This is a genomic window from Mesoflavibacter sp. SCSIO 43206 (assembly GCF_019904215.1).
Classification (GTDB): domain Bacteria; phylum Bacteroidota; class Bacteroidia; order Flavobacteriales; family Flavobacteriaceae; genus Mesoflavibacter; species Mesoflavibacter zeaxanthinifaciens.
This window is the reverse complement of sequence record NZ_CP063201.1, coordinates 747,720-771,195: the sequence shown is the minus strand read 5'-3', so window position 1 is coordinate 771,195 and position 23,476 is coordinate 747,720. Positions and strand designations below refer to the sequence as shown.

14 protein-coding genes and 1 tRNA gene are annotated in these 23,476 nt (G+C 32.5%); 9 read left to right on the top strand and 6 right to left on the bottom strand.

What is annotated here, in order from left to right; genetic code table 11:
• Window positions 1-16: 16 nt before the first annotated feature.
• Window positions 17-98: transfer RNA gene (locus INR78_RS03750), tRNA-Leu, on the top strand.
• Between the two features lie 112 nt (window positions 99-210).
• Here INR78_RS03750 and INR78_RS03745 read toward each other — a convergent pair.
• The 4 genes from INR78_RS03745 to INR78_RS03730 form a co-directional block, all read right to left on the bottom strand.
• Window positions 211-3,090: an alpha-amylase family glycosyl hydrolase gene (locus INR78_RS03745; RefSeq protein WP_223077526.1), complete on the bottom strand. Its 2,880-nt coding sequence runs from the start codon at window positions 3,088-3,090 to the stop codon at window positions 211-213.
• 83 nt (window positions 3,091-3,173) lie between these two features.
• Entirely contained in the window at window positions 3,174-4,508 is a 1,335-nt protein-coding gene (locus INR78_RS03740) for a SusF/SusE family outer membrane protein (RefSeq protein WP_223077525.1), read from the bottom strand.
• Window positions 4,509-4,523: 15 nt separating this feature from the next.
• Window positions 4,524-6,068, bottom strand: coding sequence for a RagB/SusD family nutrient uptake outer membrane protein (locus tag INR78_RS03735; protein ID WP_223077524.1), 1,545 nt, complete (start codon window positions 6,066-6,068; stop codon window positions 4,524-4,526).
• A gap of 10 nt (window positions 6,069-6,078) precedes the next feature.
• A complete protein-coding gene (locus INR78_RS03730) occupies window positions 6,079-9,192 on the bottom strand; it encodes a SusC/RagA family TonB-linked outer membrane protein (protein ID WP_223077523.1) in 3,114 nt (1,037 codons plus the stop codon).
• A 286-nt stretch (window positions 9,193-9,478) separates the two neighbouring features.
• Between INR78_RS03730 and INR78_RS03725 the strand changes: the two genes are divergently transcribed.
• From INR78_RS03725 to INR78_RS03690, 8 genes are all read left to right on the top strand, one after another.
• A complete protein-coding gene (locus INR78_RS03725; RefSeq protein WP_223077522.1) occupies window positions 9,479-10,519 on the top strand; it encodes a LacI family DNA-binding transcriptional regulator in 1,041 nt (346 codons plus the stop codon).
• Window positions 10,520-10,650: 131 nt separating this feature from the next.
• Window positions 10,651-12,024, top strand: coding sequence for an MFS transporter (locus tag INR78_RS03720; RefSeq protein ID WP_223077521.1), 1,374 nt, complete (start codon window positions 10,651-10,653; stop codon window positions 12,022-12,024).
• Window position 12,025: 1 nt separating this feature from the next.
• Entirely contained in the window at window positions 12,026-12,682 is a 657-nt protein-coding gene (gene pgmB / locus INR78_RS03715) for a beta-phosphoglucomutase (protein WP_223077520.1), read from the top strand.
• Window positions 12,683-12,696: 14 nt separating this feature from the next.
• On the top strand, window positions 12,697-14,982 hold the full coding sequence (locus tag INR78_RS03710) for a glycoside hydrolase family 65 protein (RefSeq protein WP_223077519.1): 2,286 nt from the start codon (window positions 12,697-12,699) through the stop codon (window positions 14,980-14,982).
• A gap of 26 nt (window positions 14,983-15,008) precedes the next feature.
• Window positions 15,009-17,123, top strand: a complete 2,115-nt coding sequence (locus tag INR78_RS03705) for a glycoside hydrolase family 97 protein (RefSeq protein WP_223077518.1) — start codon at window positions 15,009-15,011, stop codon at window positions 17,121-17,123.
• A gap of 3 nt (window positions 17,124-17,126) precedes the next feature.
• Complete coding sequence (locus INR78_RS03700; protein WP_223077517.1) at window positions 17,127-19,055, top strand: glycoside hydrolase family 13 protein; 1,929 nt, start codon at window positions 17,127-17,129, stop codon at window positions 19,053-19,055.
• Entirely contained in the window at window positions 19,052-20,251 is a 1,200-nt protein-coding gene (locus INR78_RS03695; protein WP_223077516.1) for an alpha/beta hydrolase-fold protein, read from the top strand. The genes INR78_RS03700 and INR78_RS03695 overlap by 4 nt, the downstream gene beginning before the upstream one ends.
• Window positions 20,252-20,261: 10 nt before the next feature.
• Window positions 20,262-21,686, top strand: a complete 1,425-nt coding sequence (locus INR78_RS03690) for an alpha-amylase family glycosyl hydrolase (protein WP_223077515.1) — start codon at window positions 20,262-20,264, stop codon at window positions 21,684-21,686.
• Between the two features lie 50 nt (window positions 21,687-21,736).
• Here INR78_RS03690 and INR78_RS03685 read toward each other — a convergent pair whose 3' ends face one another.
• On the bottom strand, window positions 21,737-21,997 hold the full coding sequence (locus INR78_RS03685; RefSeq protein ID WP_106679911.1) for a heavy-metal-associated domain-containing protein: 261 nt from the start codon (window positions 21,995-21,997) through the stop codon (window positions 21,737-21,739).
• A 111-nt stretch (window positions 21,998-22,108) separates the two neighbouring features.
• A complete protein-coding gene (locus tag INR78_RS03680) occupies window positions 22,109-23,470 on the bottom strand; it encodes a glycosyltransferase family 87 protein (protein WP_223077514.1) in 1,362 nt (453 codons plus the stop codon).
• Between the last annotated feature and the right edge of the window lie 6 nt (window positions 23,471-23,476).

The window sequence follows — 23,476 nt, the reverse complement described above, 5'->3', positions numbered from 1 at the left end:
TTAACGGAAACAAGTTGCAGGCGTGGTGGAATTGGTAGACACGCTAGACTTAGGATCTAGTGCCGCAAGGTGTGAGAGTTCGAGTCTCTCCGCCTGTACAGAGTAAAAAAGCTAACTGAATAAGTTAGCTTTTTTTGTTTTAAATCATTATAAAAAAAGGCTTTAACCTAATTAGATTAAAGCCTTTTTAAAAGCATATTTCTATTGTGACTAATTAATAATTAATTTTTGAGTTGAAGATTGACCATTTTCATTTTCAAGTTGGATTAAATATAACCCTTCTGAAATACCTTCAACATTAAAAGTATGTCCTTTTTCAAAATCACCATTAAACGATTTTATTTCTTTTCCAGAAACATCAATAATCGATACATTGTTTAATTTAATATTTACCGAGAATGTTGTTTTAGTTGGGTTTGGATATAGTTTAATAGAATCTTCTATATCAAAACTTGTAGTGCTTAAATTTTGTGGCACAGCATTACCAAAAATTCTAAATTTACCAGCAGGAATATTAATTGTTGCAGCGGTGTTTGTTACATTAATTGATGTTGAGTTAGCTTCATCCATTAAATCATACCATGTTCCCGTATAAGGGAAATCTGGTACAATGTTTTGAGCTGTTAAATCAAAGTTTGCTAAAATCACAACATTTTTTAATTCATTTGCAGGAATGGCGTCATTCCAGATAAAAATACGAGGTGTTAAATCTCCAGAGTCAATAGAGTAGTCACCTTCAAAAACATCTTCGTTAATTTTTAAATCGTTCAATCTAGACCAATCGTTAAAAACTTGACTTCTATTTGGGTCACTTGTCCAGTTGTTTACCCATTGTGGTTGTGGTTTTGTGGATAATTTACAGTCACCATCATTATTACCGTCATAATCAGTATTTACAACACCGTTGTCACAAGTCCAAATAGAAATATCCATTCCTAACTCTGCAAAATGCCATAACATTTTAGGACCAGGAATCATGATAGACGTAGCGCCAATGGTTGACATTCTTGTTAAAGCTGTATTTAAATCTGTAATGTCATAACTACCATTATTAGCACCAAAGGTTACCATCTCGTACATTACACGGTCTTTATCATGACTTTCTGGGTAACCTAAAGCTCTTTTCATTGTAAACCCATGTTCGTTACTTCCCATACCGCTAATGTTTGCAGCATTACCATTACCAAGGTTTTTGTAATCGTTCCACATTTCTTTCCACATCATTACACCTTTAGGAATAGTTTCACCAATACGGTAGTTAGCCCATTGTTGTTCTTCAGAATCAGACCCTAAGTGTTCAAATATAGCATAGTGATAAGGATCAAGTGACCAAGAATAATCAACATATTCTCTTAGAACATCAACACGATCTTGTTGGTAGCTGTTTGTACAACCTTCATCTCCAGATGTACAATTTTGAGTAAACCCTTTAGTTAAATCCCAACGAAAACCATCTATATGAAACTCTTCAATCCAATGTTTAATAACACTTTTTGTATAATCTTTTGTTCTTGGATTAGAGTGATCAAAATCATATCCAACATTATAAGTATGTGTAGGTGTTACATTAAAATATGGGTTTTGACTATTTGGCTCGCCCCAACCATCTCCATCAGGATCATTCATCCACATGCGTACCATTGGATTACGACCAAAAGCATGATTTAAAGCTAAGTCTAAAATTACAGCAATTCCATTTTGATGACAGACATCAATTAACTCTTTTAACTTATCTTCTGTTCCGTAAAATTTATCTAACGCTCTATGAAATGACGTATTGTATCCCCAACTTTCATTGCCTTCAAACTCCATTACAGGCATTAACTCGATAGCATTAATGTTTAAGCTCTTAAAATAGTCTATTTTATCAATAACATCTTGATAATTTCTATCTGCGTCAAAGTCCCTAACCAAAAGTTCGTAAACAATTAAGTCTTCTTTTTTTGGTTTAGTAAAGTTTGTGACTTGCCAGTTATATGGTGTTTGAGCTGTTTGTAAAACAGTAACCTCGCGTTCTTGACCTGCAGGATATGCTGGTAAGTTTGGGTATGATGCAGCAGGAATCCAAGGATCGTCAAAAGGAGACAATACTAATGTTGAGTAAGGATCTGCAGTTTTTACTAATGATGGTGAATTTGCAGGTGGAGTTTTATCTACTACCCAATATTGATAAGTCTCAATTTGTCCAGGTGTTAATCCTGTAAGTGTGATCCAAAACTTATTATTACGAGTTGGATCAACCTTCATGGCATAATTAGAATCTGGTTGCCAATTATTAAAACTTCCAGCCAAGTACACAAAGTCCTTACCTGTTGCATATAAAACTAGTACAGCTTCTGTATCACTTAGATAAGTTATTCCGTCTTGATAATTTGTAGGCATTACGTCGTAGACTGTTCCTGGATCTACAATAGCTGAAAATTCTTTAAAAATAGTTGTTCCGTTTAAAGTAACTTCTAAAACATAATTTTGATTATTAGTTATGTTTGTTTGTGTATAGTTATATGTAGAAACACTATTTTGAGTATTTATTATATTTCCATTAGATTTTAAAACATAATCTGCAGGACCGCCAATATTTGATGCGCTTACGGAGAAATTATTTCCTGAATTAATTATAGTTGTAGAGTCTTCTGCAGGAGAGCTTAAGCTAACTTGAAAAGTCCCAACATCAAAAAAGAAATCAGAACAACCTGAAGCTTTTAATTCTTGAGTGCCGTCTGCGTTTCTAAAAACCATTCCCATTTTTATGGCATTTTGTGCCTGAGTTGTAGAAAGATTATAATAAGTTTCAGGAACAAAAGTGATGCTCCATGTGCCATTACCATTGTTTGTCATTTCACCAACTCCATCATCTTGTCCCCAATTTCCAACTACATTAAATCCCCAAGGGTCATTATCGTCTCCAATACCAGAGTGTAGGTAAACTTTTGATGGGTTATTAATTCCGTTACAATCTGTTGCAGAGCTATTAATATCTACTGTTATTGTAATAGATTGATCGACTTCAAAAGGATTTGGTGTTATTGTAACTTGTCCTAATGATATTATTGAAAACAACATCAAGATTATTAATGTAATTTTTTTCATATTAAGTATTTGTATTTAAAAAAAGGCTGACTAAAACTAGTCAGCCTTTTCAATTTATATAATAGCTAGTTATTTAGATAAAATTAATTAACTTGATTTAATTCGTAAGTTAGATTAACTGTATCAAAAGATATTCTATAATTTCCAGCAGTTACAGCAATATTGTCTCCACCATCAACTAAAGTTCCTGAAGTACCACCATAGTTGGTTCCCCAATCTTCATTAGCTCTAAATTTAATTTCACCATCAATTATAGGTACAATTTCAGCAACCCAAACACCATTACTTAAAGGCGTAAAAGAAAAATCAGGAGTTGCTCCCCAATCGTTATATCCAGAACCTACAACACCGTAGATGTCTGTAGCTTCCATGGTGTATGTTCCATTGTTGAAATCTAAAGTTATTGCATAAAAACCAGCTGTAACAACTAAGTTGTCTCCGCCAGCATCTAATGTGCCATCTACACCAGTATCACCAAAGTTTTCAGCCCAATCATTATTTTTTCTAAACTTAATTTCACCATCAATTAGTTTAACTCCAACTTTGAAAGTATCAGTAACGTAATCGTATGTAAATTTAGCATCAGGAGTTGCTCCCCAATCATTATAACCAGAACCAACAATTCCCCAAGAGTATTCTTCCATTGTATATGTGTTTGTAGTAAGATCTAATGTGATTTTGTAAGTTCCTGCTGTAACAGGTATATTGGCTCCTCCTGCTTCTAAAGTTCCGTCTGCACCATCGTCTCCAAAGTCATTAACCCATTCGTTATTTTCTCGAAACTTGATTTCACCATCTACTAAAGTCACATAAGATACATATACATCTGCTTGGTCTGTTGTGTAAAAAGGAGAATCTGCAAATGCGCCCCAATTATTGTAACCAGAACCAACAATTCCCCACGTAGAAGGTTCTATCCCTGATCCGCCACCAGTTTGAGCTTCTAATAGCGTTACTGTTATAGATTGAGTTTCAGTAAATGACTCTGTTGTAGAAATCGCATCACCAACATAAGCTCTTATTCTAAAGTTTAACATCCCTGAGTCTGGTGCAGTAATACCATACTCTTCTGCTAAAGTTTTTAAAGTTCCAATAGTAACCTCTATTTGATTGTTATTGTTGTTTGATAATGTAGGAACTACAGTTGCGTCTGTGAAATCTCCTAATATAGAAGATTGTAATTCGTATGAAACATTAGTTTGAACATCAAAATCTGCTGGGTTGAAAGAAAATATTGCGCCAATATTGTCATCAGTACTATTTTCGGCTGGTAAAATGTACTCTGACAAGAATGTGTTAGTAAATTCAAATTCTCCTTGAGGAGCTGCAACAAATTCTAAACTATCATCTTCTTCACAAGAAGTAAAGCTTAAGAATAATGTCAAAAATAAAGCTGATATTTTTATAAAATTTTTCATTGTTTCAATTTTTAATTAGTAACCAGGGTTTTGTTGTAAATTAGGATTAGCGTCTAAAGCAGATTGTGGTATAGGGAATAATCTATAAGAATCGGGTATAGATGTACCGTTTAAGGTGTTACCTTTCCAAGGCCATAAGTAGCTTCCACCTGTAAACATACCAAATCTAATAAGGTCAGTTCTTCTATGTCCTTCTAGGTTTAATTCTCTAGCTCTTTCGTCTATAATAAAATCTAATGTTAAATCTGACATATTTATTAAATCTGCATTAGCTCTATCTCTAACTAAATTAACATATGTTAAGGCATCATTCATGTTTGTGTTAGAAGCACCTCTTAAAGCACATTCTGCATACATTAAATATACATCTGCAAGTCTGTAAAGCGGGAAATCTGTTCCTGAGAATGAAGTTCCTGTTGTAGGTGTTTCGTTAAAATCGTTGTTTCTAAACTTAATTGAAGGATAACCATCTGTCCATTCTCTGTAATCTGTCATAGTGTAATTATGACCATCCGTCCAGAATAAACTTGCTCTAACATCATTAGATGTATTTAAATCTCCAAATAGACCATACCAAGCTTCTGTTGCTCTGTGACCTTGCCAACCTTCGGCAGCGCCAAATTCTAAGATAGGAATAGTATCTGGACTTAAACTACCATTTACGATGTATGTAGTGTTACCAAAGCTTTGACTATTTACTGCGTCTGCAATTAGTGGGTAAATAATTTCTGTAGATACATGATTGTCTCCAGAGAAATTTTGAACAAAATTTTCTTCTAATTGATAACCACCTTCATTTATTATTTTATTGATATAAGTTGCTGCTTCTGTATACATTGCTGTTCCTGTGTATACTTCGGCATTAATATATAATTTAGCTAATAACATATCTACTACGTATGTGTTTGCTCTACCGTAACCATTGTCGTTTCCAATAGTTGGTTCTATATCTAATAATTCTGACTCAACAAAGTTAAATAACTCTTCTCTTGAAGCTTCTGGTAAGAAATCTGATGATCCAGAGTTTTCTTCAGTAACTAAAACTCCTTTTCCAAATGTATCTATTAAATAGTAGTAAGCTAAAGCTCTTAAAAATCGTACTTCGCTTTGAATAGATTCAGGTATTTCAACACCAGCATTAGGTAATACTGTTAACAAGTTGTTACATTGAGGAATCGTATAGTATGCACGATTATATAGGTATCTAAAAAACTTGTTGTTACTTGTCCATTGAGATGTTGTTGTTAATTGGTCTAAACCATCATCTCCCCAACGGTTTTTCATTCCGTCTGCTGTAAAATCTTGTAAGTTGATAATTCCTCTTAAAAAAGGTGACTCACCTGGATCATCAGAAACATCAGAACTTCCTGGTCCGTTAGGTCCAGATAAAGCAAAAGAAGCATAAAGTCTAGATAATAAACCTTCTATTGCATTTGGGTCTTGATCTAAAAGCTGTTGTAGAGTAAGCTCTACTTTTGGTTCTGTGTCTAGATCGTTAACACATGACGTAATCGTTACAAATAACGCCAATCCAAAAAATGTTAATATTAATTTTTTCATAGTCATAATTTTAAAAATCTAAGTTTACACCAAATGTATAAGCTGTTGGTCTTGGGTAAAACGCACCATCTATTCCTCCAAATTGTTCAGGATCTTGTCCATCGTAATTAGTTATAATAAAAGGATTGTTAACCGATGCGTAAAGCCTCATGTTTGTGTTTTTAATAAAATTGTTAGGTAAACTATAGCCAACAACAATATTTTCACATCTCATAAACGCTGCGTCTTGTAAGAAATAATCTGAGAATTGAATATTTCCGTTAGCATCTTGAAAAGCAGGGTTAGCAGCGCCATTATAAAAATTAAGTACATTAGAGATACTAGTATTATTGTTAGGAGCAGCACTTTCTGTAAATCCAAAACGTAAAGCGTTTAAGTCATAAACTTTTCCATCTAATTGGCCTCTAAACGTTGTGCCAAAATCCCAATTTTTGTAGTTAAAGTTTAATCCAAATCCAAAATTCCAGTTTGGTCTAAGAGGTGTATAATATTTGTCTTCTTCAGTTATTTGGTTATCTCCATTTAAATCTACAAAAGCATTTGGTATTGGGTTACCATCGGTATCATATACTTGTTTGAATACACCAGCTTGATAAGGTTCTTTACCTTCTAAGTTGAATAATAAATTAGATCCTGTATTTAATAACTGACCGCCAATGTTAAGTCTATTAACACCTCCTAAATCAGTCACTTCTGTTTTTGCGTATGATAAATTACCATTAATACTTAAGCCTATATCTTCTTTCTGGATAGCATTTAAGTTTAAACTAAGTTCAAAACCTTCACTATCTGTACTTCCAACATTTTTAATAAAGCTATCAGTTAAAGATTGACCTGGAGGTAAACTTACTCTTGATAATAAATCTGTAGTTTCTCTTTTAAATACATCAAAACTTCCTGTTATCAATCTGTTATTAAAGAAAGCAAAATCAATACCAGCATTTAATGTTGTTGTTTTTTCCCAAGTTAACCCAGTTTGAAATGCATTAGCAGAATATAAATTATATCCAGGTAAGTATTGACTGTTTTGACTTCCTATAGAAAACAATGGACTTGTTGGGTAGAATCCAGAAACGCCAGTAATATTTTGTTGTCCTGTTTTACCCCATCCTAACCTTAACTTAAGATCGTCTACAAATTCTACATTTTTTAAGAAGTTTTCTTCTTTTACTTTCCAAGCAAGAGCTGCAGAAGGGAATAATCCCCAAACGTTGTCTCCCCAAATGTCATCAAATACAAATAGAGAAGATGCGTCTGCTCTTAATGATAATGTTAAAAGGTATTTGTCCTTGATATTAATGTTTGATCTTGCAAAAAATGATTGTAAGTTTTGAGTGTTATAATATCTATTGTTTGGATTGTTTGGGTTTAATACTAAGTAACGTTCTCCAATAGCTACACCATATTGATCAACCTCTTCTTGAGTAGATGCGTAGTTATAAGTGTCATTATTACCATCGTTTTTAAAATTTTGGTAAGCGTATCCAAGTTGGATATCGTAATTATTAATAAACGAATTTTCTAGGTTTTTTGCATATTTTAAATAAGCATCAAAAGTTGTATTAGTTATATGTTGTCTTTCAGCATAATTTAATCCAGGATTAAATACTCCTTGACCATTTTCATCTAACTTATAAGTAGCTAAAGCGCCTTCGCCAAAAGTCTCTCTAATTTTAGACCTTGAGGCATCCAAACCAACATTAACTACAGCTTTTAACTCAGGTAAAAAAGGCATAGTGTAATCAAACTCAATGTTTCCTAAAAATCTAAATGCTTTTTCAGGTCTTTCACGTTGCTCAAGTAAAGCTAAAGGATTGTATTGTCCATCAATTAAATTAGGGTTTGTAGCGTTTAAGTTAGTATAAAACCCGTTAAATATACCTGAAGTATTATAAATTGGTTTTGTTGGGTCAAATACTAATGCACCACCTAAAGCTCCACCAGCATCTGTTGCATTTTTCTCTGCCCAAGTTAGTTTTGCATTGGTATCAATTTTTAAATTATCGTCTAAAAGTTGAGGAGATAATTTAAATGAAGCGCTAAATCTCTCATAATCATCTGTTCTTACAACACCTTGTGCGTTGTTGTAACCTATTGAAGCTCTAAAAGGTGTGTTTTCTCCTAAATTAGCTCTAGCAGAAAAGTTAGTGTTAGATGTAAATGCTGTTCTAGTTATAGCATCTCTCCAGTTAGTGTCATAAATAGCTCTATCTCCATCAGGAGTATTTAAGATATAACTAACAGGTTCGTTTGTTGTAACTGAGCCAACTGGTACACCAAGACTGCCTACTAAATCTGGATGATACTCTTGTATAAATCTTACATAACTATCACTATCCATCATATCTATACCTTCTCCAGCGCTACTAGCAGTTACTGTAGTAGAGAAGTTAAATTGTGGTGCTCCAGAAGTTCCTCTTTTTGTAGTAATAATAATTACACCGTTAGAGGCACGAGAACCGTAAATTGCTGTAGCAGATGCATCTTTTAATATCGTGAAGCTTTCTACATCATTAGGATTTACTAATGATAAAGGGTTGCTTACACCTGCTGGATTTTGTGTGCCTACAGGTATTCCGTCAATTACTATTAATGGACTACTATCTGCATTTAAAGAGGCTCCACCTCTAATTCTAATATTAGGAGCAGAATCTGGTGATCCACCACTATCTGTAATTCTTACACCTGCTGCTTTACCTTGAAGTAATTGATCTGTAGATTGAATGGCTCCTTTGTTAAAATCGTCAGAAGAAACTACATCTACAGATCCAGTTAAATCTTCTTTTTTAACACTACCATACCCAATAATTACGACTTCGTCTAATTGGGCAGAGTCTTCTACTAAAGCCACGTTAATTTTGTCTTGACCATTATACGTTACTTCTTGAGTAATAAATCCTACGTAAGAAAAAACTAAAATTTCTCCTTGATTAACTTGTAGGCTATAATTACCATCAAAATCTGTAACAGTACCCTTAGTTGTGTTTTTTACTAAAACATTAACTGTTGGTAATGGTAATGAGGTTGCTTGCTCTGTAACTGTACCAGTTACTGTGTTCTGAGCCATTATTAAAGATGGTATCAGAATAAACGCAAACAACAACCCTTTAAAAATTGTTTTCATACAATTGCTATTAAATTATTTTATTAGTCTATTTTTAAGTATATTTTTACTTCTCGTTATAAAACTATGTAAAATTTATGTTAAATTGACGTAACTCCTTTGTTAACAGGTTACTCAAACGTTTTCGTGTTGAAAACTTTTGGTTATTTGACAAAATAGACTATAAAATTTTGCAAAAATCACATTTAGAGCGTGTTTTAAATTGCATCTTCTTAATTTAGAGTAGATAATTTATTAAATTCTCAATACAAAAACAACTAAAACAAATTGATTAACAGTATCTAAGATGAAAAAAAAGGTAACATTAAAGCAAATAGCTAAAGAATTAGATGTATCTATATCTACAGTGTCTAAAGCATTAAAAAACAGTATTGAGATAAGTGAGGATACAAGACAAAAAGTACAAGCTTTTGCTAAACTCTACAATTATAGACCTAATAATATTGCTTTAAGTTTAAAAAATAGAAAAACAAAAACTATAGGTGTAATTATACCAGAGATTGTTCATCACTTTTTCTCAAAAGTAATAAGCGGTATAGAAAAAGAAGCACTAAGTAGAGGTTATAATGTTATTGTTGGTTTGTCTAACGAGTCTTTTTCTAACGAAGTAATAAATATGGAGATGTTGGCTAATGGAAGTATAGATGGATTTATACTTTCTGTGTCAAAAGAAACCATGTTACTTCAAGATTACCATCATTTAACCGAAACTATTAATCAAGGTATGCCAGTAGTGATGTTTGATCGTGTGATAAATGAAATTAATTGTGATAAAGTAATCGTAGATGATTTTGAAGGCGCAGTAAAAGCTACTAATAAACTTATTGAAAATGGTTGTAAAAAGATTGGTTTAATTACAACAAAGGATTATATAAATGTTGGAAAATTAAGAACCCAAGGGTATTTAAAAGCGTTAGAAGATCATCAGATTTTTCCAGAAGCAGACTTTATCTTGAAAGTAGATGACGAAAAACTTTCAGAAGAAAACCTTGAAAGTTTGGAGAAAGAAATAGAAAGCTTTTTTAAAGCAAACAAAAATCTAGATGGAATAGTTGCAGTTAACGAAATCTATGCAATTACTGCAATGAAAGTTGCTAGAAAGTTAAAAATAAAAATACCTGAAAGTCTTCAAGTAATTGGTTTTACAGATGGTGTATTGTCCAAGCACGCTGTGCCAAGTCTAACGACAGTTAGTCAGCACGCAAGCCAAATGGGAGAAAAAGCAGCAGAACTTTTAATTGATAATCTAGAGAGAGAAGACGAAGAAGAGGTATACGAAACCTTTACAATTCAAACCGATTTAATAGAACGAGAATCTACAAAATAAGATTTTTAACATATAATCTTAAAATGTTTTTTATCTTTACGGCAATCAAAACTTATATTTTTACTTCTCACCTTTAAGTTTTGATAGGTTTTTTCAGCTTATCAAATAGTATAAATTTAATAATACTATAAATGAAAAAACAGAAGTTAGGATTTTGGGAAATCTGGAACATGAGTTTTGGTTTTCTCGGGATTCAATTTGGATTTGCCTTACAAGGCGGATTTATGTCTAGAATATTTCAAACACTAGGAGCAAGTAAAGATGAAATTCCTTTGCTTTGGATTGCAGCACCATTAACAGGGTTAATAGTACAGCCAATTGTCGGGTATTTAAGTGATAAGACTTGGCATCCAAAATTAGGAAGACGTAGACCTTACTTTTTAATAGGAGCAATACTAAGCTCTTTAGCATTATTTTTTGTGCCATATTCTCCTGCGCTTTGGGTAGCAGCTGGTTTTTTATGGGTTTTAGATGCCTCGATTAATGTGTCTATGGAACCATTTAGAGCTTTAGTTGCAGATAAATTACCAAACTCACAAAGATCTTATGGTTTTGTGGTACAAACACTAATCATTGGTATTGGTACTTGGATAGCAAGTAACTTACCTTGGATGGTATCTCAATTTGGTGTTAGCGATTCTGCAGACTCTGGTGTTATTACAGACACTGTAAAAGTAGCTTTTGCAATAGGTGCTTTTGTGTTTTTAATTAGTGTATTATATACGATTTTTACAACTACAGAATATCCTCCAGAAGATATGGAAGAGTTTGAGCGTGAAAAAGCTCAAAAAAACAACTTCATAAAAGATATAATAAATAACATTGGTAGTATGCCAACCACCATGAAAAAACTTGGAGTTATTCAATTTTTTTCTTGGTTTGCATTTTTTACCATGTGGAGTTTAGCCAATCCTGCACTTACAGAACATGTCTTTCATACTCCAGCACCTATAGAAACTGCTTTTGATATGGCAGACAGCGCACAAAAACTAGCTTTTGATACCGCAAATACGGCATTTCAAAAGTCTTCAAATTTAGTAGGTTCTGCAATGGGTATTTATGGCTTGTCATCTATGGCGTTTGCTTTACTATTAACTTTTTACACTTCCAAAAGAAGAATTAATAGAAAATTTGTACACATGGGTTCTTTAATATTAGGAGGTATAGGTTTTTTAATGATGAATATAGCAACTCCTGAAACCCTAAAATATTGCTTTATTCTTATAGGTTTTGCATGGGGAAGTATTCTTTCAATGCCATATGCTATGTTATCTAGTAGTGTAGACCCTAAGAAAATGGGAGTAATCATGGGGATTTTTAACATGTTTATTGTAATTCCTCAAATTATTGCCGCACTTGGTGGTATTAATTTTATCTCTGGATTATTAGGTGAAGAAGCAATAAATGCTATGACAGTTGCAGGTGTAAGTTTGGTTATAGCTGGACTTTGCAATCTGTTAATTACAAACAAAAATGCAATTACATATCAAATAGAAGAGAATTAAAATGAATAAAAAAGGCTTCATATTCGATTTAGATGGTGTTATCGTAGACACAGCAAAATATCACTTTTTAGCTTGGCAAAAACTAGCAAAAAGTATCGGTGTCGATTTTTCGCACGAACAAAACGAACAACTTAAAGGTGTAAGCAGAGTTAAATCTCTTGAAAAAATATTAGCATGGGGAAATAAAACCATTTCCGAAGACAAATTTAATGCCTTAATGGCATCAAAAAATGATGATTACTTAAGCTTTATAGCAAAAATGAATCACGAGGAAATTCTTCCTGATGTACCAAAAGTTTTAAATTATTTAAAAACTCAAAATCAACCTATTTCTTTAGGATCGGCAAGTAAAAATGCACGTCAAATTCTTGAAAAAGTAGATTTACTAAAGCAGTTTGATGCTATTGTAGATGGCAATGACGTAAGCAAAGCAAAACCAGATCCAGAAGTGTTTTTAATTGCAGCAAAATCATTAAACGTAAACCCAGAAGATTGTATTGTTTTTGAAGATTCGGTTGCAGGTGTTCAAGCTGCAAATACAGCAAATATGATTTCTATAGGTATAGGGGAAGAAAACGTATTACATGAAGCAGATTATGTCTTTTCAAATTTTACAGAAATAGACACTGCATTTATAGATAAATTAATAAAAAGATAAATTATTCATTAACAATGAATCAAGATTATATACAACCAAACAATTGGTCAATTATAGAAGAAGGATTTGACGTAGATCGCGTAAAATCTTCAGAAAGTTTATTTAGCATCGGTAATGGCGCAATGGGTCAACGTGCTAATTTTGAAGAGCAATACTCAGGATCAACCTTTCAAGGTAGTTATATTGCTGGCGTGTATTATCCAGATAAAACTCGTGTTGGTTGGTGGAAAAATGGTTACCCAGAATATTTTGCCAAAGTACTTAACGCACCAAGTTGGATTGGTATTAACGTAACCATTAATGGAGAAGCTTTAGACCTTTTTAAAGCAAAAAGTGTAGACAACTTTCGTAGAGAATTAAATATGAAAGAAGGCTGGCTATCTAGACGTTTTGAGGCAACACTTCAAAATGATTTAAAAGTTGAAGTCAACATCGTTCGTTTTTTAAGTTTAGATTTAGATGAAGTTGGCGCGATAAAATTCAACATAAAACCATTAAACGGAAGCGCAGCTATTCAGTTTCAACCTTATATAGATAGCGGTATTACTAACGAAGATTCTAATTGGGATGATAAGTTTTGGAATACCACAAATGTTGAAGTTATAAACGATCAAGCATTTATAGAAGCACATACTATGAAAACTAATTTTCATACCTGCACGTTTATGCAGTCTCATGCGTTTATAAATGACGAAAAGCAAGATATTGCGCCAGAAGCAACTTCAACAGAACAAACAATTGCATTTTCATATAATGTAGAAGTTGATCAAAATCAAATCGCAAGTTTAGTAAAGTTTGGTGGTTATACCGTAGATAGAAATTATGAGAAGGATCAATTAATAGAGGCAGCAAAAACAGCATTGTCAAAAGCTAACACAAAAGGTTTTGATTCGCTTTTAGAAGATCAAAAGCAAGCTTGGGCAGAGATTTGGAAGATGTCAGATATTACTATAGATGGTGATGTAAAAGCACAACAAGGTATTAGATTTAATATTTTTCAGCTTAACCAAACCTATTTAGGTAAAGATTCTAGATTAAACATTGGTCCAAAAGGATTTACTGGCGAAAAATATGGCGGTAGTACCTATTGGGATACAGAAGCGTATTGTATTCCTTTTTACATGGCAACCAAAGACCAAAAAGTAGCTCGTAACTTATTGCAATACCGCTATAATCACTTAGATAAAGCTATAGAAAACGCGCAAAAATTAGGGTTTAATAATGGAGCAGCACTTTACCCAATGGTAACCATGAATGGTGAAGAATGCCATAACGAATGGGAAATTACCTTTGAAGAAATACATCGTAATGGTGCAATTGCTTTTGCCATATTTAATTATTACCGTTATACAGGCGATTATAGCTACATTCCAGAAATGGGATTAGAAGTGCTTATTGGTATAGCTAGATTCTGGCAACAACGTGCAACATTTTCTTCAGACAAAAATAAATACGTTATTTTAGGAGTTACTGGTCCAAACGAATACGAAAACAATGTAAATAATAACTGGTACACTAATTACATAGCAAAATGGTGTATCGATTACGCTTTACAAAATATTGAAAAAGTAAAAGAAGAATACACTTCAGATTACAACAGGATCATGGACAAAGTTTCTTTATCTTCTAAAGAAATGGAAACTTGGCAAGACGTTGCAAACAACATGTATTTTCCTTATTCAGATAAACATAATGTTTACCTGCAACAAGATGGCTTTTTAGACAAAGAGTTAATCACGGTTGAAGATTTAGAAAAATCACAAAGACCAATTAATCAAAAATGGAGTTGGGATCGTATTTTACGTTCTCCTTATATTAAACAAGCAGATACATTACAGGGATTTTACTTCTTCGAAGATCATTTTACAGATGAAGAATTAAAACGTCATTTTGATTTTTATGAGCCATTTACAGTACACGAAAGCTCACTATCGCCATGTGTACACAGTATTCAGGCAGCAAAATTAAATCAAATGGAGCAAGCTTATGCGTTTTATTTACGAACATCACGTTTAGATCTTGACGATTATAATAAAGAAGTAGAAGAAGGGTTACATATTACCAGTATGGCTGGTACATGGATGAGTATAGTTGAAGGTTTTGGAGGTATGCGAGTTAAAGACAATAAACTTCATTTTAAACCAAAAATCCCAAAAGAATGGGATGCATATTCATTTAAAGTAAACTTTAGAGATACAATTGTTAAGGTTACTATTTCTCAAAATGAGTCTAATTTTGAATTAATCTCAGGACAACCTTTAGATATAATAGTAAACAATCAAGCTAAAACTGTACAATAAACATCATTATTAATACATCAAAACAAATGAAATTACTAAAATCATTAATCATATTACTTTGTCTTTCTGTAAGCATTGTAACTGCGCAACAGTTAACATCTCCTAATGGCGAGTTAACCATGCAATTTTCACTTCAGGAAGACGGTACGCCAACCTATAAATTAACATATAAGAATCAAGAAGTTATAAAAGAAAGTCGTTTAGGGTTTCATCTTAAAAATGATAAAAAATCATTGTTAGATGATTTTAAAGTTACAGATACTAGTACATCTACTTTTAAAGATACATGGCAACCGGTTTGGGGAGAAGTTAAAGAGATAACTAATCATTACAATCAGTTAAAAGTAACTTTAAAACAAAATGAAACAGACCGAATTATGGTTATTAATTTTAGGTTGTTTGATGATGGTTTAGGATTTAGATATGAGTTTCCTACGCAAAAAAACTTAGTGTATTTTACCATAAAAGAAGAACGTACACAGTTTGCAATGACAGGAGATCATACTGCATTTTGGATTCCTGGTGATTATGACACGCAAGAGTACGATTATACAAAATCAAAACTTTCAGAAATTAGAGGCTTATTTGATAAAGCAGTAACAGGTAACGCCTCTCAAGAACAGTTTTCTAAAACAGGTGTACAAACAGCTTTAATGATGAAAACAGATAAAGGTCTATACATCAATTTACATGAAGCAGCTTTGGTAAATTACTCATGTATGTCTTTAGATTTAGATGATAAAAACTTAGTGTTTCAATCGCATTTAACACCAGATGCAGTAGGAGACAAAGGATATTTACAAGCACCAACACATTCGCCTTGGCGTACTATTATGGTTAGTGATGATGCAAGAGATATTTTAGCCTCAAAACTAACCTTAAACTTAAACGAACCTTGCGCAATAGAAGACACATCTTGGATTAAACCAGTAAAATATATTGGTGTTTGGTGGGAAATGATTACAGGTAAAAGCTCTTGGTCTTACACAAACGATTTACCATCGGTTAAATTAGGAGAAACAGATTACAGTAAAGTGACACCTAACGGAACACACGCTGCAAACAATACTAAAGTTAAACGTTATATCGACTTTGCTGCAGAGCATGGTTTTGATGGTGTTTTAGTTGAAGGTTGGAATGAAGGTTGGGAAGATTGGTTTGGTCAATCTAAAGATTATGTATTTGATTTTGTAACGCCATATCCAGATTTTGATGTAGAAGAAATTCACGCTTATGCAAAATCTAAAGGTGTAAAAATGATTATGCATCATGAAACGTCTTCGTCTGTAAGAAATTACGAGCGTCATATGGATGAAGCTTATCAGTTTATGAAAGACAACGGTTACGATGCTGTAAAAAGTGGTTACGTAGGTAATATTTTACCTCGTGGAGAGCATCATTATAGCCAATGGATTGTTAATCACTATCAATATGCTATAGAAAAAGCTGCAGAATATGAAATTATGGTTAACGCACACGAAGCGGTTAGACCAACAGGTATTTGCAGAACATATCCAAACTTAATTGGTAATGAGTCTGCAAGAGGAACCGAGTTTCAGGCATTTGGTGGCTCTAAACCAAACCACGTTACTATTCTTCCGTTTACACGTTTAATTGGTGGACCAATGGATTATACACCAGGTATTTTCGAGATGGATATTAGCAAACTAAATCCTGATAATAATTCGCATGTAAACAGTACCATAGCAAATCAATTAGCACTTTACGTAACAATGTATAGCCCATTACAAATGGCTGCAGATTTACCAGAGCATTATGAGCAGTTTATGGATGCGTTTCAATTTATAAAAGACGTAGCAGTAGATTGGGAAGATAGTATTTATTTAGAAGCAGAACCAGGAGATTACATTACTGTAGCACGTAAAGCAAAAGGAACTAATAATTGGTTTGTGGGTAATGTAAATGGTAAGGAATCAAGAACATCTACCATAAAATTAGACTTCCTTGACAAAGGGAAAACTTATACAGCAACAATTTACGCAGATGCAAAAGATGCAGATTATAAAACTAATCCGCAAGCTTATAAAATTTCAACTAAAAAGGTAACTAGCAAATCTAAAATCTCTCAATTATCTGTGCCAGCTGGTGGATTTGCAATTAGTATAATTGAAAATAAATAATAGATGAAACTGACTAAAAGCATACTGCTGTTTTCTGCTTTACTAACTTTAGTTTTTTCTTGTAAAAATGAAGAAAAGCCAGTAGTAAAGGTTGAAACAGAAAAAGTAACTGAAGTAAAAAACGAAGTGAATCGTATAGAGCCACCACATTGGTGGATTGGTTTTAAAGATAAATCACTTCAGTTATTGGTTAATCATCCAAATATTTCAGAAGCAACGCCAAGCATTTCTTATGAAGGTGTTTCTATAAAAAAGGTAAATAAAGCAGATAGTCCAAACTATTTATTTATCGATTTAGAGATTTCAGAAATAGCAAAAGCAGGTCAGTTCAATATTCATTTTAAATTTGAAGATGGTACTAAATTAGTTCAAACCTATCAGCTAAAAGACAGAGACAAAGCAGCAGATCAATTTGTTGGTTTTGACAATAGCGATGCTATTTATTTAATCACGCCAGACCGTTTTTCTAACGGAAACCCAAACAACGATAGTGTTGAAGGTTTACAAGAACAAAGTGTAGATAGAAGTCATGATTACAAGCGTCACGGTGGTGATATTACTGGCATAACTAATCATTTAGATTACATAAATGATATGGGATTTACGCAAGTTTGGTCATGCCCATTACTAACTAACGATATGAAAAATGGATCATATCATGGTTATGCTATTACAGATTATTATCAAGTAGATCCACGTTTTGGAACTATGGAAGAGTACATTAATCTATCCCAAAAAGCTAGAGAAAAAGGTATGGGAATGATTATGGATCAAGTGGCAAATCATTGCGGAGTTTCTCATTGGTGGATGAAAGATTTACCATTTAAAGATTGGGTGAATCAGCAATCTAAATTCGAAAACGGAGAACCTTTAAACAATTCTAATCACAGACGTACAGTAAATCAAGATTTATACGCGTCTAAACAAGATAAAAAAGAAATGAATGAAGGTTGGTTTGTACCATCTATGCCAGATTTAAACCAGCGTAATCCTTTTATGGCTAAATACATAACGCAAAATAGTATTTGGTGGATCGAAACTTTAAAGCTTAGCGGAATTAGACAAGATACCTATCCATATCCTGACAAAGATTTTATGTCTAGTTGGGCAAAACAAATAATGACTGAGTATCCTAACTTTAGTATTGTTGGAGAAGAGTGGAGTTATAACCCATTACTTATTGGGTATTGGCAAGCAGGACATAAAAATAAAGATGGCTACAATGGGCATTTAAAATCGACAATGGATTTTGCAATGAACCAAAATATTGTAGACGCTTTAAATCAAGACGAAGCTTGGGATCGTGGTTTGATTAAAATGTACGAAGGATTAGCTAACGATTTTAGTTATACATCACCAAAAGACATTATGATATTTTTAGATAATCACGATAAAAGTAGAGTTTTTACTCAGTTTAATGGTGATATAACAAAAACTAAAACAGCATTAAGTTACATGTTAACCTTACCAAGAATACCTCAAATCTATTACGGAACAGAAATTTTAATGGACGATTTTGAAAAACCTGGCGATCATGGATTAATTCGAACAGATTTTCCTGGCGGTTGGCAAGATGATGCTGTAAATGCGTTTACAGGTAAAGGGCTAACAGAAGAGCAATTAGATATGCAACGCTATATAAAAACATTACTTAATTATAGAAAAGAAAGTAATGCCATACATAATGGTAAAACCATACATTTTGCACCATTTAATGGGACTTACTTTTTATTTAGAATTGCAGAAGACGAAACCGTAGTTCATATTATCAATAAAAACGAAAATCCAATAATAATAGATTTAAACCGTTACGACGAAGTTGGTCTAAAAGGAAAGACGTTAACCAATATTATCTCTGGTGAAACTATGATTTGGGAAGATGTCATTCAATTAGATGAAAAAGGTAGTTTGATACTAACAACTAAAAAATGAAAAATATAGTTGTCATATATTTTTTAACGCTATTTGTATGTTTTTCTTGTAAAAAGGAAAACGAAAATCCTATTTTAGGAGAAGAAGTTGTGACCTTTAAAATCAATAAACTTCCAGAAAATCATAATTTTGAAGAAGACATTTTTATTTCAGGAGATTTTGAAGGTTGGTCTGGTGGAAGATCTCAATTTAAGCTGAATAAAAAGGATGAAACTTACAGTATTTCAATTCCTAAATACAGAGAGCAAATCAACTTTAAATTTACAAAAGGAAATTGGAAATCTGTAGAATGTCAATTAGACGGAAACCCAATAGAAAATAGAACTTATAGCTTTGATGGTAAAGACGAAACTATAGACGTTGAAATTGTTAACTGGAGTACAGGAGAAAGAGCTGAAAGCCCTTCAACTGCATCAGAAAATGTATCCATTTTTGAAGATAATTTCTTAATACCTCAATTAGATAGACAACGCACTATTAGGGTTTATTTACCGCCAAATTATCATAATTCAGAAGACAATTACCCAGTACTTTATATGCACGATGGACAAAATGTTTTTGACCTAAAAACATCTTACAGTGGCGAGTGGGAAGTAGATGAAACTTTAGATAAATTAAACAAAGAAAATGGCTTTAGTTTAATCGTTGTCGCAATTGATAATGGAGGAGAAAAACGCTTAAACGAATACTCTCCTTGGGATCATAAAAAGTTTGGTAAAGGAGAAGGTGTGGACTACGCAAAGTTTATTGTTAATACGCTTAAACCAAAAATAGATCAGACTTTTAGGACTAAAACAGATAAAAATAACACAGGAATAATGGGATCGTCTATGGGCGGATTAATTTCACATTATACAGCTTTACAATATACTGATGTTTTTGGTAAAGTAGGTGTGTTTTCTCCTTCGTTTTGGTATTCAGAAGATGTGTTTGATTTTAGTAAAAAGCATTCAAATATTAAAGATTTAAGACTGTACTTTTTAGCTGGAGGAAAAGAAGGAGGTAATCCAACCTTTGAAGGTATTAGCAAAACAGCAAAAGATATGAACACAATGGTTGATGTTTTAAAGTCAGGAGGATTTCCTGCTGAAAACATCAATTCAAAAATAGAACCAGAAGGAGAGCATAACGAAAAACTCTGGAAAAACAGCTTTGAAGAAGCTATAACTTGGTTATTTAAACTTAAAAACAAATAAATTAACACATATGAAAAAACTAATCTTACTATTAACTGTAGCGGTGCTTTTTGCTTGTAAAGAAGAGCAAAAACAACCTGTCATGGATACGAAGCAAGAAGACACATTTAAACCTATTACAGAAGAAGATATAGAAAGCGGAGTTATTTACGAAGTCAATATACGTCAATACTCACCAGAAGGCACATTTAATGCGTTTACTAAAGATATGCCTGTTTTAAAAGATTTAGGTGTAAAAGTGATTTGGGTAATGCCAATTAACCCAATTTCTGAAGTTAAAAGAAAAGCAACTGACGGACAATTTACTAGCGATATTGAAGACGAAAAAGAACGTGTAAAATATTTAGGTAGTTACTATTCAGTATCAGATTATAAAGCGATTAACCCTGAATTTGGTAATCTAGAAGACTTTAAAAACTTAGTAGATACTGCGCATGACCATGGAATTTATGTAATCGTAGATTGGGTACCAAATCATACAGGTTGGGATCATCCTTGGATTACAGCTCATCCAGATTGGTATACTCAAAATGAAAAGGGAGAAATTATAGATCCAATCAATCCTGATACTGGCGAATCTTGGGGATGGACTGATGTTGCCGATTTAAATTATGACAACATGGAAATGCGTAAAGAAATGCTTAATGATTTAAAATACTGGTTAACCGAAGCTAATATTGATGGTTACCGTATGGATGTTGCGCACAAAGTACCACAAGATTTTTTTGAAGAAGTGACTAAAGAGTTAAAGCAAATTAAACCAATATTTATGCTTGCAGAAGCAGAACAACCAGCGTTGTTAGAAAAAGCGTTTGATATGCAGTATGCTTGGGAAGGGCATCATTTATTAAATGAATTAGCTAAAGGTGAAAAAAATGCAGACGATTTTCAAGCGTATATTAAAAAGCAAGATACAGTCTTACAAGACGATGATATCAACATGAATTTTGTAACAAATCACGACGAAAATTCTTGGGCAGGTACTTTAAAAGAACGTATGCCAAATAAAAAAGAGTTGTTTACAGCTTTAATTTACACTATGCCTGGTATGCCTTTAATTTACTCTGGTCAAGAGTATGATTTAGATCACAGATTATTGTTTTTTGAAAAAGATAGCATTCCTAAAACTAAAGGAGATTACTTTACGTTATTACAACGTTTAGGCGAATTAAAAAATACAAATTCAGCCTTAAATGGAGGTAAAGACGCAGCTGCTTACAATGCAATAGACGCAGGACCAAGTGTGATTGCATTTAGCAGAACAAAAGATGATGATGAGGTTATTTTTGTTGCAAACATTTCAGGTGAAAGTATTAAAACAAACGTACCTCAAAAAGGAAGTTATTTAGATTACATTTCTAATCAACCAACCCAATTAAAAGGCGATGCAATTGAGTTAGCACCAAACACATACAAAATTTATGTAAAGCAATAGTTTTACACTATTTATTTGAATTTTAAAAAGCGCCTTTTTAGGCGCTTTTTTTATAAAGGAAAGATAGATTTAGGAATGGCATGAAAACCAGTTTTATTAATCTCGTTTTCTATCGTAATAACCTCTACTAATTTAGAGGTTTGTACCGTAAATTGTTTTGGGTAGGTATCTGCATCTATAATAACGTTTTCTACACCGTCAACTCTTAAAGCAGCGTTTTTAATTAACTCTAAATCTTCAAGTTGTTTTGCATTGGTTTCAAATACTTTCCCATGGTTACCAGGGATAACGTTTTCTGATATTAAACTCATGATAATTGTTTTAGATTGGCTAGTTAGCTAACCATTTATTAAGTATCATAAAGTTACAAAATGTTAAAATACACTATTCCTAATTATTTTAACATTTGCGTTAAAATGCTGTTATATTTTAATGTTTTTGATAGTTTTTAGGTTGAAAATTTCACCAATAATAAATAGAAATACGATAGAATATTCAATACCAATTAACCACAAGTTTTCGGTATTATCTTTATTTGCATATGCTAGGTAACTTAACACGATAACTAAGCTCCAGACTATTACATATTTGTAGTTAGAAAACACCGAAAGAAGTACCAACGTAGCTAAATACCATGGATGAACGGTAGTGCTTAATAAAAAATAAACTGTCAAGCCTAAAAGCATGTTAACTATTAATTGTTGCATATTATTTACTTTTCTAAACAAAGCTAAAGACCAAACAATTATAAAAATTAAAAAAGCTAAGCATTTACCAATAATAGCAATTTGATTATATCCAGATATACTGTGCCCAATAGCTCTTGCTATGTAATAGATACTAGCATTAAATTCAAAATTATTAAACCAAAGCGCTGTTGTTTTAGAATAATTTGTAATAAAATCTGAACTTATAAAGGGTGAAAATAATAATAGTACAGTAATACCAATAACAGCATAAAAACCAATTAAGGATTTTAAGTTGTGGTGTTTTAAAAACCATTTTATAAAAAATGGTAATAATAAAACAGGTATTAATTTAGTTGAAATTGCAAATGCAAAACATAAAGCAGACCAAAACCATTTGCCTTTATGAAGAAGGTAAAGACTAAATATGATAAAAAATATCATAATGCTTTCAAAATGCAAATTACCAGTTAATTCAATAATAATTAAAGGATTTAACGCATATATAAAAATAGAATTTTCTGGAAGTTGAAAAGCTCTTAATAATTTTCTTCCATAAAATATCACTCCAATATCAGCAAGGATAATACATATGCGCATTCCAATTATAGAACTTAGTATACTGCTTCCCGGAAACCAATTACCAAGCACAAAAAACAACTGATTAATAGGCGGATAATTACTGTTGTTACCTTGACTAAGCCAGCCCATACCATCGTAAAGTTGTTGTTGGTTGGACATTTGTTGTGCTAAGTTTTGATTAACAATTTCGGTAGCAGAATATAGGTAAGGATTGATACCTAATTGATTGAGATATCCATCCCAAATAAAGCGATAAAAATCTTGAGATAGATTTGGAGTTGCTAATAAAAACACAAGCCGGCATAAAATGGCTGCTACAAGTAAAAACTTAAACTTACCACTAGTTATTTGTATTAATTTATAACTTACTATAAATAAAGCTACATAAAGCGTTATAAGCTTAATATAGTCTGTCCGTGCTAAATTGTAGGCAAAACTAAAATAGAATAATAAACAAGCAAACGTAAGAAGTATTGAAATCTTATTTAGTTTGAAAAATGTTGTATTTATTTGCATTACTCA